The following is a 19,065-nucleotide window of genomic DNA, read 5'->3' as shown; positions in this document are numbered from 1 at the left end:
GATCTCTGGACGTATTCCTTCCTGAAGCCGGTTTTCTGGCATTACTGCTGAGTCTTGGGGTCAACGTGTTGACCCCACTTGCCACGCTGGTGGGGTTGCGCCAGCGCTGGCAGGGCATCAGACGTCTGGCGATAATCGGCGTCCTGGCGCAATTCGCGCTGTTATTACTGGCGTTCGCTATTCTGGTTTTCTGCTTTCTTACCAGCGATTTTTCGGTTGTCTACGTTGCACAGCATAGCTACAGCCTGCTGCCGTGGGGATTAAAACTGGCGGCGGTGTGGGGCGGTCATGAAGGATCGCTGCTGCTGTGGGTGCTGTTCCTTTCCGGCTGGAGCGCGCTGTTCGCCTGGCGGTGCAAAGGCGAGCGCGATGCGCTCTTTCCGCTAACGCTCTGTATTCTGTCGATGATGACCGCCCTGCTGCTGCTGTTTGTCGTGGTCTGGTCGGACCCGTTTGTGCGTATCTTTCCGCCCGCGATTGAGGGGCGCGATCTCAATCCGATGCTGCAACACCTGGGGCTGATTCTCCATCCACCGCTGCTTTATCTGGGCTATGGCGGCCTGATGGTCGCAGCGGGCGTTGCGCTGGCGTCATTGCTGCGCGGCGGCTTTAGCGCGGCCACCGCCTGGGTCTGCTGGCGCTGGGCGCTCCCCGGCTGGTGCGCGCTGACGCTGGGCATCATTCTCGGGTCGTGGTGGGCGTACTGCGAACTGGGCTGGGGCGGCTGGTGGTTCTGGGACCCGGTGGAAAACGCTTCTTTATTACCCTGGCTTTCCGCCAGCGCGCTACTGCACAGCCTGTTCGTTTCCCGCCAGCGCGGCATCTTCCGCCACTGGTCTTTGCTGCTGGCGATTCTGACGCTGATTTTATCCCTGCTGGGCACGCTGATTGTGCGCTCCGGCATTCTGGTTTCTGTCCATGCCTTTGCGCTGGATAACGTGCGTGCGGTGCCGCTGTTCGCGCTGTTTACCGTGTTGAGCCTGGCGTCGCTCGGGTTGTACGCGTGGCGAGGCCAGCAAGTCCGCCAGAATGCGCGTTTTGGCAGTTGGTCGCGTGAGATGATGATTCTGGCCGCGCTGCTGCTTTTTAGCGCCGTGCTGCTGATTGTGCTTATCGGGACGCTCTATCCGATGATTTACGGCCTGTTCGGCTGGGGGCGACTCTCCGTCGGCGCGCCCTATTTTAATCGCGCCACGCTGCCGTTTGGGCTGCTGATGATGTTAGTTATTGTACTGGCGACAATCAGAAGCCGGAAAGTGTCTGTGCGTTGTCAGCTTCCGGCGCTGCTGGCGCACACCGGCGTATTGGTTGTCGCCGCCGGGATTATTTTCTCCAGCGGCAGTCGGCACGAAATCAGCCTTAATCTGCGCCCCGGAGAGCAGGTGGAACTGGCAGGCTACACGTTTCGTTTTGAACGTCTCGATCTGGAGGCGAAAGGCAATTACACCACTGAGAAAGCGCAGATCGCCATTGAGCAGGATAAACGGCACATCGGGCGCGTCACGCCAGAGCGGCGTTTTTACGCGGCGCGCCGTCAGCAGATGATGGAGCCGGGGATTCGCTGGAATCTGCTGCATGACTGGTATGCGGTAATGGGCGAAAAAACCGGGCAGGATCGCTATGCCATGCGCCTGTATGTCCAGACCGGCGTGCGCTGGATCTGGGGCGGAGGGCTGTTGATGATTGCAGGCGCGGCGCTCAGCGGCTGGCGTGGGAGGAAGCGTGATGAGTAAATTAATCAACGCGTTGTCGGATGGCGGCGTACGGGGTGCGCAACACATTGTAGGCCAGATAAGCGCAGCGCCATCCGGCAGAATAGGTTTACTCTTGGCTATCATTTTGTTTTTCATCACCTTCGCAACGCATGCCCAGGTTGTGGACACCTGGCGCTTTGAAAACGCGCAACAGCAGGAAAAATCACTATTTATTGCCAGCCAGCTGCGCTGCCCGCAGTGCCAGAATCAAAACTTGCTGGAATCCAACGCGCCGGTAGCGGTCAGTATGCGCCATCAGGTCTATACCATGGTGGCGGAAGGTAAAAGCGAAGAGGAAATCACCGCCTGGATGACCGAACGCTACGGTGAGTTCGTCCTCTACAACCCGGCGCTAACCGGGCAAACGTTGCTGCTGTGGGCGCTGCCTTTCCTGCTGTTGCTGCTGGTGGGCGTGGCGCTGTGGCGAGTGATAGCGCGTCAGCGTAAAGAGGAGGGGCGTGAATGAGTCTGCATCAGGTGAGCGTACTGCTGCTGCGTCACAGCCAGCGCCAGGCGCAGCAGGCGCTGGCGGGTCAGGACACGGCGCCGCTACAACAGGAATTGCATCATGATTTGGCGGAGCCTGTGGCTTCGGACGCGCCGTCGCGCCCGCTGCCGGTGAAAGCGCTGCTGGCCGTTGCGATCGTCATGGTGATGGCTTGCGTCGGCGGCTATCTGGCGTCGTCAAAATGGCAGGCCGTTCGCCAGGAGCAGCAGCGTCTGGCCGATCCGCTGCGGGCGTTTACCGATGAACCGACGGCGGAAAAGCAGTTACTGACGTTGCAGGCGGCGATTCGCGCAAACCCACAGGACAGCGCGCAGTGGGCGACGCTGGGCGAGTACTACCTCTGGCGTAATGCCTATGACAATGCTCTGCTGGCGTATCAGCAGGCGCTGCGCCTGCGGGGAGAGAACGCGGAGCTCTATTCGGCGCTGGCGACGGTGCGCTATTACCAGTCCGGGCAGCATATGACGCCGGAAACGCGTGAAATGATCGATAAAGCGCTGGCGCTTGATGCTTCGGAAGTCACCGCGTTAATGCTGCTGGCCGCTGATGCGTTTATGCAGGCTGATTATGTGCAGGCCATCGCATTCTGGCAAAAATTACTGGATTTAAACTCGCCAAGGGTTAATCGCGTGCAACTCATTGACGCTATTAATATGGCGAAGTTGTTGCAGAATCGTCAGAAATAATTTTGTTTTTTTGTGATTTGTGTCGTTTTTGCTGTTTAAAAAGTAAGCGAATGAACGGTGGCGTTAAAATAATTCCAGAAAGGTATTATTCGTTTTTGAGGAAATAAAAATCTTTCCATAACAAATAGTTATTCATGATGATCGCGATAAACTCGCGTTATTATGCAGAAAATCAGTTAGATGCCCTGTTCTGAAAGGGTTGCGCAGTATGCCATGCAAATGGTACTGATTATGCGCGTTAAAAAACTCCACAAACGAACGCAACACAATTCATACCCTTTCAGTATGTACTGTTCTCATCCTTTTTTGAATGCAGAACGGCGCTTCATTGAGGAAGTCTGTTGTTATGAAAAACTTGAAAATCAGCCTGGCCTGGCAGATTTTGCTGGCCATGGTGCTGGGTATTCTTCTGGGCAGTTATCTGCATTATCACAGCGACAGCCGCGAATGGCTGGTTGCCAACCTGCTGTCACCGGCGGGTGATATCTTTATCCATCTGATCAAAATGATCGTCGTTCCGATTGTTATTTCCACCCTGATTGTCGGTATTGCCGGTGTCGGCGATGCGAAACAGTTAGGGCGTATCGGTGCCAAAACCATTATCTATTTCGAAGTGATCACGACCGTCGCCATTATCCTCGGTATTACACTGGCGAACGTGTTTCAACCCGGTTCCGGGATTGATATGTCGCAACTGGCGACCGTGGATATTTCGAAATACCAAAGCACGACGGCAGAAGTACAAAGCCATGCGCACGGTTTGATGGGCACGATTTTGTCACTGGTTCCGACCAATATTGTCGCGTCGATGGCGAAGGGCGACATGCTGCCGATTATCTTCTTCTCGGTGCTGTTTGGCCTGGGTCTGTCTTCCCTGCCTGCGACTCACCGTGAACCGCTGGTCACCGTGTTCCGCTCCATCTCAGAAACCATGTTTAAAGTGACCCACATGGTGATGCGTTACGCGCCGGTCGGGGTGTTTGCGCTGATCGCCGTGACCGTGGCGAACTTTGGTTTTGCGTCGCTGTGGCCGCTGGCGAAACTGGTGCTGCTGGTACACTTCGCGATTCTGTTCTTCGCGCTGGTGGTGTTGGGCATCGTGGCGCGTCTGTGCGGTCTGAGCGTCTGGATTCTGATTCGTATCCTGAAAGATGAACTGATTCTGGCTTATTCCACTGCCAGCTCTGAGAGCGTGCTGCCGCGCATTATCGAGAAGATGGAGGCCTATGGCGCTCCGGCGTCGATCACCAGCTTTGTGGTGCCGACCGGGTACTCCTTCAACCTTGATGGCTCAACGCTGTACCAGAGTATTGCGGCGATCTTTATCGCGCAGCTGTACGGTATCGACCTGTCGCTGTGGCAGGAAATCATACTGGTGCTGACGCTGATGGTCACCTCGAAAGGGATTGCGGGCGTGCCGGGCGTTTCCTTCGTGGTGCTGCTGGCGACGCTGGGTAGCGTGGGCATTCCGCTGGAAGGGCTGGCGTTTATCGCCGGTGTTGACCGTATCCTCGATATGGCGCGTACCGCGCTGAACGTGGTGGGTAATGCGCTGGCGGTGCTGGTTATCGCCAAGTGGGAACACAAGTTTGACCGTAAGAAAGCGCTGGCGTATGAGCGCGAGGTATTGGGCAAATTTGATAAGACCGCGAATCAGTAATTCATGACAGATTGCCGGATGGCGCTACGCTTATCCGGCCTACGGGAAGCTGTGGTCTGTAGGCCGGATAAGGCGCTTGCGCCGCCATCCGGCAATATTACATTCACCCGTTGGTTAACTTATCAAACTCTTCGCAGCCGGTATCAAACCCTTCCGTACAGCTCAGATTCAACCAGTGCAGCGCCTTCTGTTTATTCTTCTCAATAAAGCCCTGTTCGCCGTTTAAGAACAACATTCCGGCCCAGTATTCGGAGTAGCCGGTACGGGAAATGGCGGAACTGCGTTTGAAATACCAGGTCGCCTTATCGTCATCGGCAGGAATACCCACGCCGTTGGCATAAATCAGCCCGAGCAGCATCTGCGCATCGGCGGCAGAATCGCTCTCCAGGTTTTCTGAGGCGTTTTGCAACAGTGAAATGGCTTTTGGATAGTCAGGCGTCCCCGCCTGGGTGTTGACCAGAATGCGCGCCAGAGTGATTTCTCCGGCTTTGCTGCCCGCTTGTGCCGCTTTTTCGGCCAGCGTTTTAGCCTGCGGATAATCCAGACTGACGGGGTTGGTGATTTTGATTTGCGCCAGCAATGCGCAGGCATCCGCATCACCGTTGTCTGCGGCTTTTTGCGCCCAGTATTCGGCCTTGCTGAGATCGCCGGAACTGAACCAGGTATCGGCAAGAAAATACTGTGCGCGTCGGTCTCCGCCCTCCGCCGCCTTCAGATACTGGCTGCCAGGCTCAGTATCGGTGGCATGGGCAAAGAATGTCATTAAGAACATCAATGCAAGAAGTGGTTTCATTTTGAGTTTTATTTAGGGTACGGAGTAGACAGTATAAAGAGATCGTATGGATAAAAAAACAGCCTCCGGCGGAGGCTGTTGCAAGGAAAATGTCTGATGGCGATGCTCACGCATCTTGTCAGGCCTACAGTGGAAACAGGTCGTAGACCGGATAAGGCATTCTCATGCCGCCATCCGGCAGATTACCCCATTGCGCTTTCGCGCAGACGGGTTTTCAACTTGCTGTACTCATCAATCACATACTGCTCGGCGGCGCGCTGATCGGCGATCGGCTCGATGCGCACGGCGCAGTACTTGTACTCCGGCGTTTTGGTAATCGGGCTTAAGTTCTCCGTCACCAGCTCGTTACAGGCGCCAATCCACCACTGGTAGGTCATGTAAATCGCCCCTTTGTTCGGACGTTCGCTGACCTGCGCACGGGTGATAATTTTGCCTTTACGTGAATGAACCCAGACCAGCGCTTCATCTTCAATGCCCAGACGCGCGGCGTCGGCCGTGTTGATTTGCGCATAGCCTGGCTCATCCGCCAGCGCTGCCAGCGCGGCACAGTTCCCGGTCATCGAGCGACATGAATAGTGGCCGACTTCACGCACCGTAGACAGCACCATCGGGTACTCTTCGGTGAGTTTGTCGATCGGCGCGACCCAGTCGCAGGTGAAGAACTGCGCCAGACCGTTCGGGGTGTCGAATTTCTCTTTGAAGAGATAAGACGTCCCCTGATCGGCATCCGACGTGTCGCGGCAAGGCCACTGAATGAAGCCCAGCTCGCCCATCTTCTCGTAAGTCGCCCCATAGAAATCCGGGCACAGATGACGCAACTCATCCCAGATCTCCTGGGTGTTGTTGTAGTGCATCGGATAGCCCATACGGGTGGCGATTTCACTGATGATTTGCCAGTCCGTTTTCAGATCCCACTTCGGTTCAACGGCTTTAAAGAAGCGCTGGAAACCACGGTCAGCAGCGGTAAACACCCCTTCATGCTCGCCCCACGACGTAGACGGTAAAATAACATCCGCCGCCGACGCGGTTTTGGTCATAAAGATGTCCTGCACGATGACCAGTTCCAGGTCTTCAAACCCTTTGCGCACCGCAGAGAGTTCCGCATCGGTTTGCAGCGGATCTTCACCCATAATGTACGCCGCGCGAACTTCGCCATGCGCAGCACGGTGTGGCAGTTCGCTGATGCGATAGCCGGTATGCGCTGGCAGGCTTTCCACGCCCCAGGCTTTGGCGAATTTTTCGCGGTTAGCCGGGTCTTTCACGTACTGATAGCCCGGATAGGTATCCGGCAGCGCGCCCATGTCGCATGCGCCCTGAACGTTGTTCTGGCCGCGAACCGGGTTTACGCCCACGCTTGGCTTACCGAGGTTGCCGGTCAGCATGGCGAGACTGGTCAGTGAACGCACGGTTTCCACGCCCTGATAGAACTGGGTCACGCCCATGCCCCACAGGATTGCGGCGCTTTTCGCTTCGGCGTACATACGCGCCGCTTTGCGAATATCGTGCGCGCTCACGCCGGTGATATCCTCAACGGATTCCGGCGTGTAGCCTTCGACAATCTTACGGTACTCTTCAAAGCCTTCAGTACGGGAGGCGACGAACGCCTGGTCGTACAGATTTTCTTCAATAATGACATGACCCATAGCGTTGAGTAGCGCGATATTCGAGCCGTTTCTCAACGCGATGTGGATGTCGGCAATGCGCGCGGTTTCAATTTTGCGCGGATCGCAGACGATAATTTTCGCGCCGTTGCGTTTAGCGTTAATCACATGATTCGCCACGATAGGGTGGGAATCCGCCGGGTTGTAGCCGAAGATAAACACTAAATCGGTGTTATCAATTTCGTTAATCGCATTACTCATTGCGCCGTTACCGACCGACTGGTGCAGACCTGCAACCGATGGGCCGTGTCAGACGCGAGCGCAGCAGTCAACGTTATTGGTACCAATAACGGCGCGCGCGAATTTTTGCATTACATAGTTGGTTTCGTTACCTGTGCCGCGAGACGAACCGGTCGTCTGGATGGCGTCCGGGCCATACTTCGCTTTGATGGTGCTCAGGCGATCGGCGACGTAGTTCAGCGCTTCATCCCAGGAAACGGATTCCAGTTTGCCGCCACGCTGGCGACGGATCATAGGGGTTTTCAGGCGCGGGGTCAGGATCTGGGTATCGTTAATAAAATCCCAGCCATAGTAGCCCTTCAGACACAGAGTACCCTGATTGGTTTTCCCCTGCGCCGCCTCTGCCCGGACGATTTTGCCGTTATCGACCACCAGGTTGATTTTGCAACCTGATGCGCAATACGGGCAAACCGTGACGACTTTTTTCATCGGTCTCGCTCCAGTTAATCAAATCGCGCATACGCGCTGTCGGCCTCATTATGCATCTTTTATGCCATGTTTTTATTGGGGTCTTTCCCTGATATTACGGGTAAAATTTGGTCAAAACCCTGACGAAAAACAGGCTGTCGTCAGTTTTGACGTGACGAACAGGAAAAGCAGTGACGGCCCGGCAGTGTGACCAGGGTTATGTTTCCTGCATCTCCTGCTGCGCAATATCTGTCACTCCGGGCAGAATCAATCACACTCATCTGTAGGGGATGTGAAATGGGGAAGGGTGATGAAACCAGCAATACTGGTCGTGGATGATGACGCGGCGGTCTGCGCATTGTTGCAGGATGTCCTGAACGAGCACGTTTTTGCGGTGACGGTCTGCCATACCGGGCAGGCTGCGCTGGCGTGCGTCGAAACCCAGCCGGAGATTGCGCTGGTGTTGCTGGATATGATGCTGCCCGACACGAACGGTTTGATGGTGTTGCAGCAGGTACAGAAGATCAGGCCTACGCTGCCGGTGGTGATGCTCACGGGGCTGGGGAGCGAGTCGGATGTGGTGGTCGGGCTGGAGATGGGCGCTGATGACTACATCAGCAAACCGTTTAACCCGCGCGTGGTGGTGGCGCGAATGAAAGCCGTACTCCGTCGGGTTGGCGTGCTGATCGCCGAAGGCGGAAGCGTGCAGACGTCCGGCCTCTCTTTCAATGGCTGGCATCTGGATACCGCGCGCTGTCAGTTGCACAATCCGCAGCAGCAGGCGGTGGATCTCACCCAGGGGGAATACAGTTTGCTGCTGGCGCTGGCGCAAAACGCCCGTCGGGTGCTCAGCCGTGAGCAGTTGCTGGAATTAACGCACAGCGACAGCGTTGAGGTGTTTGATCGCACCATTGATGTGTTGATTATGCGTCTGCGCCGCAAAATTGAAATCAATCCGCATCAGCCGACGTTGATCAAAACCCTGCGCGGCCTCGGGTATGTTTTTGCCGCCGATGTGCAGCACCACGATAAAGCCGCGTAATCAGGCGCGCAGTTGCCGGATGGCGGCGTAAACGCCTTATCCGGCCTACTGTAGGCCTGATAAGCGTAGCGCCATCAGGCGAACAGGCTACAAAAGCGTTCGCAACTCCTCAAGCGTTTTCGCGCCATCAATCGCATTGGCGCACAGCAGGCTGACCCGCGCGCAGGCGTGCGCCAGCTTAATGCTCTCGGCCAGCGGCCATACTTCGTGGCAGCCATACAAAAAACCGGCGCAGAACGCATCTCCCGCGCCAACGCTACCGACAATCTCCCTCTGCTCCAGCTTTTGCGACGGTATCCAGACGCCAGGTTGATCCGGCGTTTCGCCCCAGGCGCCTTCCGGGCAATGAATCACCACCCGCTGGCGGACGCCTGCATCCAGCAATTCGCGGGCGGCTGCGGCGATGTGCGGAATATGCGGTTCGCCGTTGGGCTGGCGGATCTCCAGGCCGCTGAACTCTCCGGCCTCCAGCTCGTTGATCACCAGATAATCCAGATGGCGTAGCGCGGGCAAAACCAGCGGCTGATAGCGCGGATCGCCTTTGCGGGACACCAGATCCAGCGAAGTCTCAAAGCCCTCCTCATGCATCTGCGCCATCAGCCGTGCGCTGCGGGTGCCGTAGTCATCATCCGGCATATCCAGACTGTCGAGCAGCAGCAGATAGCCCAGGTGGAAAATCTTCATCGAGGCATCAAGCTCATCGAACGCGGGCAGATCCAACAGACGGTTAGCGCCGGGGGAGTGGAAAAAGGTGCGCTGCCCGCTGGGATCGGTCATCACCTGCGACATCGACGTGGGGGCAAACGTGGTGCGCTGGACATGCTGGCGATTGACGTGATACTGCTCCAGCATCGCCATTATGTAGTCTCCGTCGGCGTCCTGGCCGATTAATCCCACAGCCTGCAACGGCAGTCCGGTGTGCATCTTTGCCAGCGTCAGCAGGACATTAAGCGGCGCGCCGCCCGTCGAACGTTCGCTATGGGTGATTTCCGCCAGCCAGCCGCGCTCCGGCCACTGTACGATTTGGTGCACATGGTCGACCAGCATATTGCCCGCCGCGATAATGCCTTTACGTTCCATCAGATCTGCCCCGCGCTGCCAAAAATGCGCATCTGTTCCGATACCGTATCAGTGATCGCCTCTTCAATGCCCAGCAGCAGTTCGGCGAACTCATCATACAGCGGCTGGCGGTTAGTCATCCGTGATTCCACCGCCGCCAGCGCAGCCTGCGACATACCGGTGTAGAAATTGATTTTGTGAATGCCCAGCGTAATGGCGCGACGAAAATCCTCATTGCTGATGCCGGAACCGCCGTGCAGCACCAGCGGCAGCGCCGTTTGTTGGCGAATGGCGTCCAGACGCGGGAAATCGAGTTTGGGCTCGCCTTTATATTTGCCGTGAGCGTTGCCGATGGCGACGGCCAGGGCATCAATACCGGTGCGGTCAACAAAATCGCGCGCCAGTTGCGGATCGGTAAACAGCGATTCGTCGGCATGACCATACAGCGCACCGCCCTCATCGCCGCCAACCGCGCCAAGTTCCGCCTCTACCGACACGCCAACGGCGTGGCACATCTTCACCACTTCCCGGGTCTGGCGGATGTTTTCCTCATACTCCAGCGTGGAACCATCAAACATTACCGAGCTGAAGCCCAGACGTAACGCCCGCACCACGGATTCAAAATGCAGCCCGTGGTCGAGGTTAAGCACCACTGGAATATCGTGTCGGGCGGCTTCGAATTTTACCGCTTCGACCAGCGAGTCCAGCGAAACATACTTAAAATGGACTTCGGCAATGTTAATGATAAACGGCGAGCGTTCCTGCCTGGCGGCGGCGAACAGCGCGCGTAAAAAATGGGAATCCAGAACGTTAAACGCCCCCAGCGCATAGCGATGCTTGCGGGCATGGTCGAGTCCATCGGCAAGAGAAATCAACGGCATAATGTGCTCCTTGTTCAGCAGAACAGGCGGTACTCGTTACACAACACCAGTTGCGCCGGTTCATCTTCTTCAATGTCGTTATAGCGGGCGATCGGCTGGAGAAAATGGTTGTCATGGTCATCGTCATTGACGGAAGAAACTTCGCCGACCAGCACGTCGCCAAACCCTTTTTCCGCCCAGAAGCTGTGATACAGGCCCGGCGTCAGGCAAATGCTTTCTCCTGGCGAAAGGCGCAGCTGGCTGCCTGCCGCATGGGTCTGTCGACAGCCGTCTATCACAATGGTGACGTCGGTATTGTCGGTCTGGTCCCGGGAGTCGGCGTTCCACAGCTCAACGATTAAATTACCGCCGCCGCGATTGATAATGTCTTCACGTTTGCGCCAGTGGAAATGCATCGGCGTAACCTGCGCGTCGCGCACATGCATGATTTTTTCCGCGTAGCATTTCTCATAAGGCATGCCTTTGGGCGAGCCGTTGCGCAGGGTAAACAGCGTCAGTCCCTGAGCGGCAAAATCTGTCCCGCCGAACGCGGTAACATCCCAGCCGAGCCTGAGATCGAATACTTCGCTCCAGGCGGCATCAAGCTGACGCCATTGCGATGGGGCAAAGCTGGCGAAAGGCGGCAGGTGGACGTCATGCATGGAAAAGAATTGCCGCGTGTGGCCGAGAATTTCGTTTATTTCGGAGCGTTTCATTGAAAGAATTCTCCTTATTGTGATGTAGCCTTGTAGGCCGGATAAGGCATTTTTGCCGCCATCCGGCATGGGTTTACTGCCTGATGGCGCTGCGCTTATCGGGCCTACGCAGAGGCCGCTTTCCGTTATTTCACCGTCCAGCCCTTGTAGCTGCCGATGTTGTTTTTATCGATCATCGTCACCGGAATCAGCACAGGTTCACCAGGCGCCGGTTTGCCCTGTAGAATGTCATAGCCGATCTCCACCGCTTTTGCCGCCATTACCTGCGGATCTTGTGCGGGGGTCGCCACAAACAGGGAATTTTCACGCTTCAGCGCCTCTTCGCCATCGGGCGAACCATCCACACCGACGATAAAGAACTCATTGCGCTGTGCCTGTTTCGCCGCCAGATCGGCGCCGATCGCCGTCGGATCGTTGATCGCAAATACGCCGTCGATCTTCGGATTCGCAGCCAGCAGGGCGGTCATCACTTCCAGCCCGCCTTCGCGACTGCCTTTGGCGTTCTGGTTCCAGGAGAGCACCTTGATATCCGGGTGGCGTTTGAACTCGGTCTGGCAGCCCTCGACACGGTTCTGCACGGCGGAAACCGGCGGCCCGTTGATGATCACCACATTGCCTTTGCCTTTCAGACGGTCGGTAATGTATTTACAGGCCATTTCGCCCGCCTGGGTGTTATCAGAGGTGATGGTGGCGTCTGCGCCTTCGGCAGCCACGTCAACCGCGACCACCACGATCCCGGCGTCTTTCGCCCGTTTCACCGCCGGGCCGATCCCTTTTGAATCTGCGGCGTTAAGGATGATCATATCCACCTTCGCGGCAATAAAGTTGTCGATCTGCGAAACCTGCTGACCCAGATCGTAGCCGCTGGAGACCAGCGTCACTTTTACGCCATCACCGGCCAGTTTGCGTGCTTCCAGCTCCGCCCCTTTTGTTATCTGCACGAAGAACGGGTTGGCAAGATCGCCCACCGTCACGCCGATGGATTTCAGTTCTTTGGCCTGTACAAACGGCGATGCGGCCAGTAACGCGCCAGCACAGAGCGCGGTCACTAATGGTTTCAAACGCATACTCTTTTCCTCACGTAGGGTATTGTTGTTATAAGCCTGATGGCGCTGCGCTTATCCGGCCTGCGAACGGGTAGGCCTGCGCCGCCATCCGGCAAGCTTGTCTATGCACTTTGATGGTGTCGGGTACGGTATTTGTCGATCAGCACCGCTATGATGATCACCGCCCCTTTGATCACCAGTTGCCAGAAGTAAGAGACGCCCATCAGCGTCATGCCGTTATTCAGGGTGGCGATGATCAGCGCGCCCACCAGCGTGCCGGTGATCGTGCCGATCCCGCCGACAAAACTGGTGCCGCCGAGGATCACCGCCGCGATGGCGTCCAGCTCATACCCCATGCCTAAGTTGCCGTTGGCGCTGTAGAGACGCGAGGCGCTCATTACTCCGCCCAGCCCCGACAGCAGGCCGCTCATGCCGTACACAAACAGCAGCACCAGCCACACTTTGATGCCGGTTAAACGCGCCGCCTGCATGTTGCCGCCCACGGCATAAATATGTACGCCCAGCGTGGTGCGGCGCAGAATGAACCAGCACAGCACGATCACCGCGAGGGCGATAACCACCAGCCACGGAATCGGGCCAAGATAGTTATTGCCGATCCACTCGAAGCTGATATTGGAGTTGATCACCGTGGTGCCGTCCGCCAGCAGGTAGGCCGCGCCGCGCAGCGCCGTATAGGTGCCGAGCGTGACAATAAAGGGCGGCAGCCCGGCGAAGGCCACCAGCGCGCCGTTAATCAGCCCCAGCCCCAGGCCGAGCATCAGCGCCGCCGGAATCGACAGCATGGCGAACTCCGGTATCAGAGAGACCACCATCGCCGCCACGGCGGTGGTGCCGAGAATCGACCCCACGGAGAGGTCGATGCCGCCGGTCAGAATGATGAACGTCATCCCCGCTGCCAGCACGATGTTGATCGACGCCTGGCGGGTGATGTTCAGCAGGTTGCTTTCAGTGAAAAAGTTAGGTGCGATAAAGCCAAATACCGCCACGATCAGCACTAAAATCGGTAAAATACCGACCGTTTGCATCAGATCGCTCATCAACATCTTTTTTGCGGAGGCGGACTTCGCCACCTGCTGGGGAGTGGTTGGGTTATTCATGATTTCACCGCCTCAAGGTGGGAGTCGTTTACGCCGGTCGCCAGCCGCATGATGTTTTCCTGTGTAATGTCCTGGCTGTACAATTCCCCGGCAATGCTGCCTTCATGCATGACGTAGACGCGATCGCTCATGCCGACGATTTCCGGCAATTCGCTGGAGATCATCAGGATCGCCACGCCCTTACGCGCCATTTCGTTCATGATGCGATAGATCTCGCTTTTCGCGCCGACATCCACGCCGCGCGTTGGTTCGTCGAGAATCAGAATGCGCGGGCCGATGGCGACCCAGCGTGAGATCAGAAGCTTTTGCTGATTGCCGCCGGACAAACCTCCGGCGCGAACCTGGGCATGCGGCACGCGAATGTTGAGCAACTGAATGGCGTCATCGGAGATGCTTTGGGCTTTTTTACGGTTCAGCATCCCCCAGTTGGCGTCGCGCTCCAGCGTCGCCATCGTAATGTTCTCCGCCGCCGCCAGTTCTAAAAACAACCCCTGTTCTTTGCGGTTTTCGGTGAGGTAGCCAATACCGTGCTCAATGGCTTCACGCGGGGAGTGGATCACCACCGGCTCGCCATCCACCTCGATCATCCCGCCGGTGGCTTTACGCACGCCGAAAATCAGGTGCGCCAGTTCGGAACGCCCGGCGCCGACCAGCCCGGCCAGGCCGACGATTTCGCCGGAACGTACCAGCAGGCTGCACGGCTGCACTTTACCGCCGTCGGTAAGGTGATGAACGTTCAGGCGCGGTTTACCGAGCGGGATGTCGCGTTCTTTGTTGAACAGGTCGCTTAACGGACGCCCCACCATCATGCGCACCAGTTCGGACGCGTTGAGTTTGTCGCGGGTGAGGCTGCCCACGTACTGTCCGTCGCGCAGGACGCTGACGCGATCGGACAGCTCATACACCTCCGCCATACGGTGGCTGATATAGATAACCGCCATCCCTTCATCGCGAAGGCGCATGATCAGCTCAAACAGACGGTGGGTTTCACGAGATGAGAGGGCGGCGGTAGGTTCATCCATCACCAGAATACGGCTGTTGCGATGCAGGGCGCGGGCGATCTCTACCTGCTGCTGTTCGGCGATGGTCAGCCGCATTACCCGATCGCTGGCTTTAAACTGCGCGCCGAGCCGGTCGATGACCTTTTGCGCCTGCAACACCATCTCTTTACGCTGCACGATGCCGCCGCGCGACAGTTCGCTGCCGAGGAAAATATTTTCGGCGACGGTAAGGTTAGGCGCAAGCTGCATCTCCTGATAAATCAGAGTGATGCCTGCGCTCAGGGCATCTTTCGGCCCACGAATATGAAAGGGCTGACCGTCGATCAGAATCTCGCCGCTGGTGGCGGTATACGCACCGGCGAGAATCTTCATCAGGGTGCTTTTACCGGCGCCGTTTTCGCCCATCAGCGCGTGGATTTCACCGGGGTATACCGTCAGATCGACCCCTTTCAGCGCGTAAAATTTGCCAAACGCTTTGGCAATATTGCGCATCTCCAGAACCGGTGTCCTGCTCATGGCGGATCTCCTGCGGGGTTAGCGATATCAGCACTCCATCACAGGAAAGTAAATGCAAAATGTCAGAAGCCGTTCATATTTGTCATATTGCGATTTTTCTTCATGGAGCGTGATATGCCGCAGCACAGACGTCACTTTTTCGCCAGTGCGCGCGGGCGACTGCTGTTTTTTAATCTGCTGGTAGTGGCGGTGACGCTGATGGTGAGCGGCGTGGCGGTGCTGGGTTTTCAGCATGCGAGTCAAATACAGGAGCAGGTGCAGCAGCAAACCGTCGATGACATGACCGGCAGTATGAACCTGGCGCGCGATACGGCGAACGTGGCGACGGCAGCGGTGCGGCTGTCGCAGGTGGTCGGCGCGCTGGAGTACAAGGGCGAAGCGGAGCGGTTGCAGGAGACTCAGCGGGCGCTCAGGCATTCACTCGAACAGCTGGCGACCGCCCCGCTGGCACAGCAGGAACCGGGGCTGGTGGCCCGCATTATTCAACGCAGCAACGAGTTGCAGACCAGTGTGGCGGGCATGTTGCAACGCGGGCAGCGGCGGCATCTGGAACGTAATACGCTGCTGAGTTCGCTGTATCAGAATCAGAGTTACCTGCGTCATCTGCAACAGCTTGATGCGGCGCAGGATGCGGCGTTGTTCAGTCAAATGGATCGCCTGATTCGCGCCGCCATCGAAACGCCGACGCCGCGCGCCGTCATTAAACAGCTGGATGGCGTGATGCGAGCCCTGCCTGAGCAACATGCCGATCCGCTGGTGAACGTGATTCTGTCTGACTTTAACCAGGAGTTACGCAAACTTGAACCGCTCTCGGCGGCGCTGGAGCAAAGCGACCTGGCCATCAGCTGGTACATGTTCCACATCAAAGCGCTGGTGGCGATTTTAAACAGCGACATCAATCAGTATGCGGCGCAGGTGGCGATCATCTCAGAACAGCGGGTGGCGCAAAGCCATCAGGAATTGCGCTCCGGCGCGTTGTTTATCATGACCTTCGCCCTGCTGGCGGTGGTGATTACCGGCTTTGCCGGGTGGTATATCTACCGCAACCTCGGTTCTAACCTGACGGCGATTTCGCGCGCCATGACCCGGCTGGCGCACGGCGAATCGGATGTCAGCGTCCCCGCCTTGCAGCGGCGGGACGAGCTGGGGGAACTGGCGCGCGCGTTTAACGTTTTTGCCCGCAATACGGCGTCGCTGGAGCGCACCTCCCGCCTGCTGAAAGAAAAGACCTCCCAGATGGAGATCGACCGAACGGAGCGTCAGGGGCTGGAAGAGGCGCTGCTGCACAGCCAGAAACTGAAAGCGGTAGGGCAACTGACGGGCGGGCTGGCGCATGATTTTAACAATCTGCTGGCGGTGATTATCGGCAGTCTGGAACTGGTCAGCCCCGACTCGCCGGATGCGCTGCGCATTACCCGCGCGCTGAAGGCCGCCGAGCGCGGGGCGCTGCTGACGCAACGCCTGCTGGCATTCTCCCGTAAACAGTCGCTGCACCCGCACTCGGTGGAACTGAAAACGCTGCTGGAAAACCTGAGCGAACTGATGCGTCACTCGCTACCGGCCACGCTGACGCTGGAGATAGAAGCCCAGTCGCCCGCCTGGGCCGCATGGATAGACGTCAGTCAACTGGAGAACGCGATCATCAACCTGGTGATGAACGCCCGCGATGCGATGGAAGGGCAGACAGGGACGATCAAAATCCGCACCTGGAATCAGCGGGTTACGCGCAGTGACGGACGTCGTCAGGATATGGTGGCGCTGGAAGTGATCGATCACGGTTGCGGTATGTCGCAGGAGGTGAAAGCGCAGGTGTTCGAACCGTTCTTCACCACCAAACAGACCGGCAGCGGCAGCGGGCTTGGGTTATCGATGGTTTACGGCTTTGTGCGCCAGTCAGGCGGTCGTGTCGAAATTGAGAGCGCGCCGGGGCAGGGGACGACGGTCAGATTGCAGCTTCCCCGCGCCATCGCGCCTGCGGTGGCAAACCTGGAGCCGGTTGCGGTGCAAAGTACCGCCAGCGACGAGAAACTGGTGCTGGTACTGGAAGATGAGGCGGATGTTCGTCAGACGTTGTGCGAGCAACTGCATCTGCTGGGGTATCTGACGCTGGAGGCCGCCAACGGCGAGCAGGCGATGCAGATGCTGGCGTCATCCGGCGAGATTGATGTTCTTATCAGCGACTTAATGCTGCCAGGCAGTCTGAGCGGTGTGGAGGTGATCAACCATGCCCGCAAGCATTATCCCCGCCTGACGCTGCTGCTTATCAGCGGGCAGGATTTACGCCCGGCGCATAACCCCGCGCTACCGGATGTGGCGCTGCTGCGTAAACCGTTTACCCGGGCGCAGCTCGCGCAGGCGCTGCGGGCGGCGCATGTGCAGGCCTGATAAGCGTCGCGATATCACCGCGACGACAGAAAACGGCAGCGCGCCAGCGTTGCCGCGCCCTGCGCGCCGTTAAACGCGGAGGACGAGGCGGCAATAAAACGTACGGCCTGATACGGCAACGGTCGGCGCAGGTATTTTTGGATCAGGGTAATTAATTGTTCGCGCGGGAAAGCCTGCATATCCATCACGCCGCCGCCCAAAATCACCGCATCGGGATCGAACAGATTTATGCTGGTGGCAATCGCGCGGGCGGCGCTTTCCAGCAGCGCCTGGACGAATGGCGCCTCTCCGGCGTGGACAAACAGTGCGTCCAGCGCGAAATCCCGTGGCTGTTGTTCGTACCAGCGTTTCAGCGCCAGCCCGGAACAGACCGTTTCGAGGCAACCTGGATTGCCGCAGGCACAGGTCTGCGTCATGTCGCCCTGGGGAATGTGCCCCAGTTCGCCCGCCACGCCATGCGCTCCGGTCCAGGGCGCGCCGTTCATCCACACCGCGAAGCCCATTCCCGTGCCGAGGTAGGCGGCCAGCACCTGCTGCTGTGTGAGATGGTTTTCCACGACGTCATACGACAGCTGTAAGTTAACGTCGCGGGAAAACGCGACCGGGCAGCCCAGCGCATCCTCCAGTTTTCCCGCGAGGTCATGCACTTCTTCAGGTTGCAGCGGCAAATTGGGTGTCGAAATGATGGTGCGGTTGTCTTTGCCGACCAGCGCCGGAAATCCCATCACCAGACCACGGCAGCGCGCCTCGTAGCGTGCGATCTGTTCGCTAATCATCTGTGCAATACCGGCCACCACGCCGGGCGCGATCACCTCCGCCGTACGCTGTTTCTCACAGTGCAGAGTCTCACCGCTTGCCGTTTGCAGGCAAAAACGGATATGGGTTGCCCCCATATCCACACCCGCCACAACGCTATGCTGTTTTTGCATGAGGCAGTACCTCGTTTTTCGCCGTCAGGATCTGCGCCGTCATTACTTGCCATGCGTCGTCGATATTCTCCGCGTGGTTAAACAGCCCGGAGGTGCCGACGATAAAGACATCCGCGCCTGCCGCCATCAATTTTTCGTAGGTGGCTTGATTGCAGGAACCATCCACTTCAATTTCGTAATGCAGCCCTTCACGCTCGCGCCAGGCTTTCAGCTCGGCGATTTTATCCAGCATTTCCGGGATGAACGGTTGCCCGGCAAAGCCGGGATCGACGGTCATCACCGTCACTTTATCAGCCTTATGGATATAGTATTTCATCGCCTCAACCGGTGTTTCCGGGTTGAGAATCAAGCCCACTTTCATACCGTGGCGGCGGATTTCGTCAATCAGACGGAATGCCTGACCGTTGATGGTTTCCGGGTGCAGCGTGATGAAATCCGCACCGGCGCGCGCCAGTTGACCAATATAGTCCTGCGGACGCGTCACCATCAGATGACAATCAAGAGGTTTGCTCGCCAGTTTCTTGACCTGGCTGACGAAGAAGGGGGACAGCGTCAGATTCGGCACAAAGTGGCCGTCCATAATATCAATATGAAAATAGTCTGCATGGCTGTCGATAAATTCGATCTGTTCTTTAAACTTCAGCAGATCCATACACATTAAAGAGGGAGAGATTTTCATGATC

General features: G+C 57.4%; 14 protein-coding genes and 1 pseudogene. 5 read left to right on the top strand and 10 right to left on the bottom strand.

Translation table 11 applies throughout. The annotated features are described in order from the left end of the window. Positions 1-5 precede the first annotated feature (5 nt). The 3 genes and pseudogenes from nrfF to gltP all read left to right on the top strand — a co-directional run bounded on the left by nrfF (position 6) and on the right by gltP (position 4,608). A pseudogene (nrfF, locus tag OGV79_RS04795) lies at positions 6-2,220 on the top strand (heme lyase NrfEFG subunit NrfF). After that, complete coding sequence (nrfG, locus tag OGV79_RS04790; protein ID WP_374189800.1) at positions 2,217-2,948, top strand: heme lyase NrfEFG subunit NrfG; 732 nt, start codon at positions 2,217-2,219, stop codon at positions 2,946-2,948. The pseudogene nrfF and the gene nrfG overlap by 4 nt, the downstream one beginning before the upstream one ends. A gap of 346 nt (positions 2,949-3,294) precedes the next feature. Continuing rightward, positions 3,295-4,608, top strand: coding sequence for a glutamate/aspartate:proton symporter GltP (gltP, locus tag OGV79_RS04785; protein ID WP_024130825.1), 1,314 nt, complete (start codon positions 3,295-3,297; stop codon positions 4,606-4,608). Positions 4,609-4,711: 103 nt separating this feature from the next. Here gltP and yjcO read toward each other — a convergent pair whose 3' ends face one another. Together yjcO and fdhF are read right to left on the bottom strand one after the other, a co-directional pair. After that, on the bottom strand, positions 4,712-5,401 hold the full coding sequence (gene yjcO / locus OGV79_RS04780) for a Sel1 family TPR-like repeat protein YjcO (protein WP_012134575.1): 690 nt from the start codon (positions 5,399-5,401) through the stop codon (positions 4,712-4,714). Between the two features lie 182 nt (positions 5,402-5,583). Then, positions 5,584-7,731: a formate dehydrogenase subunit alpha gene (gene fdhF, locus OGV79_RS04775; RefSeq protein WP_286467898.1), complete on the bottom strand. Its 2,148-nt coding sequence runs from the start codon at positions 7,729-7,731 to the stop codon at positions 5,584-5,586. Between the two features lie 289 nt (positions 7,732-8,020). Here fdhF and OGV79_RS04770 point away from each other — a divergent pair, with 289 nt between their 5' ends. Beyond that, the gene (locus OGV79_RS04770; RefSeq protein ID WP_012134571.1) at positions 8,021-8,752 is read left to right on the top strand and encodes a response regulator transcription factor; all 732 of its coding nucleotides are present in this window, start codon (positions 8,021-8,023) and stop codon (positions 8,750-8,752) included. 87 nt (positions 8,753-8,839) lie between these two features. Here OGV79_RS04770 and OGV79_RS04765 read toward each other — a convergent pair whose 3' ends face one another. From OGV79_RS04765 to OGV79_RS04740, 6 genes are all read right to left on the bottom strand, one after another. Beyond that, positions 8,840-9,835 carry a carbohydrate kinase family protein gene (locus OGV79_RS04765; protein WP_096753815.1) on the bottom strand — a complete coding sequence of 332 codons (996 nt, stop codon included), beginning with the start codon at positions 9,833-9,835 and terminating at the stop codon, positions 8,840-8,842. After that, a complete protein-coding gene (locus OGV79_RS04760; protein WP_071257242.1) occupies positions 9,832-10,692 on the bottom strand; it encodes a ketose 1,6-bisphosphate aldolase in 861 nt (286 codons plus the stop codon). The genes OGV79_RS04765 and OGV79_RS04760 overlap by 4 nt, the downstream gene beginning before the upstream one ends. Before the next feature lie 14 nt (positions 10,693-10,706). Further along, complete coding sequence (locus OGV79_RS04755; RefSeq protein WP_024130824.1) at positions 10,707-11,387, bottom strand: D-lyxose/D-mannose isomerase; 681 nt, start codon at positions 11,385-11,387, stop codon at positions 10,707-10,709. Positions 11,388-11,512: 125 nt separating this feature from the next. Further along, a complete protein-coding gene (locus tag OGV79_RS04750; RefSeq protein ID WP_012134567.1) occupies positions 11,513-12,454 on the bottom strand; it encodes an ABC transporter substrate-binding protein in 942 nt (313 codons plus the stop codon). A gap of 101 nt (positions 12,455-12,555) precedes the next feature. After that, positions 12,556-13,551, bottom strand: coding sequence for an ABC transporter permease subunit (locus OGV79_RS04745; RefSeq protein ID WP_047459617.1), 996 nt, complete (start codon positions 13,549-13,551; stop codon positions 12,556-12,558). Continuing rightward, the gene (locus tag OGV79_RS04740) at positions 13,548-15,068 is read right to left on the bottom strand and encodes a sugar ABC transporter ATP-binding protein (RefSeq protein WP_058668426.1); all 1,521 of its coding nucleotides are present in this window, start codon (positions 15,066-15,068) and stop codon (positions 13,548-13,550) included. Before OGV79_RS04740 ends, OGV79_RS04745 begins: the two co-directional genes overlap by 4 nt. A gap of 114 nt (positions 15,069-15,182) precedes the next feature. Between OGV79_RS04740 and OGV79_RS04735 the strand changes: the two genes are divergently transcribed. Next, a complete protein-coding gene (locus tag OGV79_RS04735; protein WP_286467889.1) occupies positions 15,183-17,453 on the top strand; it encodes a hybrid sensor histidine kinase/response regulator in 2,271 nt (756 codons plus the stop codon). Between the two features lie 14 nt (positions 17,454-17,467). Here the strand turns inward: OGV79_RS04735 and alsK are convergent, their stop codons facing one another. Then, positions 17,468-18,382, bottom strand: coding sequence for an allose kinase (gene alsK, locus OGV79_RS04730; RefSeq protein ID WP_049011255.1), 915 nt, complete (start codon positions 18,380-18,382; stop codon positions 17,468-17,470). Beyond that, positions 18,366-19,061 (bottom strand): D-allulose-6-phosphate 3-epimerase, encoded by a 696-nt coding sequence (alsE, locus tag OGV79_RS04725; protein WP_047459608.1) that lies wholly within the window; start codon positions 19,059-19,061, stop codon positions 18,366-18,368. Before alsE ends, alsK begins: the two co-directional genes overlap by 17 nt. Positions 19,062-19,065: the final 4 nt, after the last annotated feature.

The sequence above is a fragment of the Citrobacter sp. CK185 genome (genome assembly GCF_030333565.1).
In the GTDB taxonomy this organism is placed as follows: domain Bacteria; phylum Pseudomonadota; class Gammaproteobacteria; order Enterobacterales; family Enterobacteriaceae; genus Citrobacter_B; species Citrobacter_B koseri.
The sequence above is the reverse complement of the archived record's forward strand: the minus strand, read 5'-3'. Positions and strand labels throughout refer to the sequence as shown.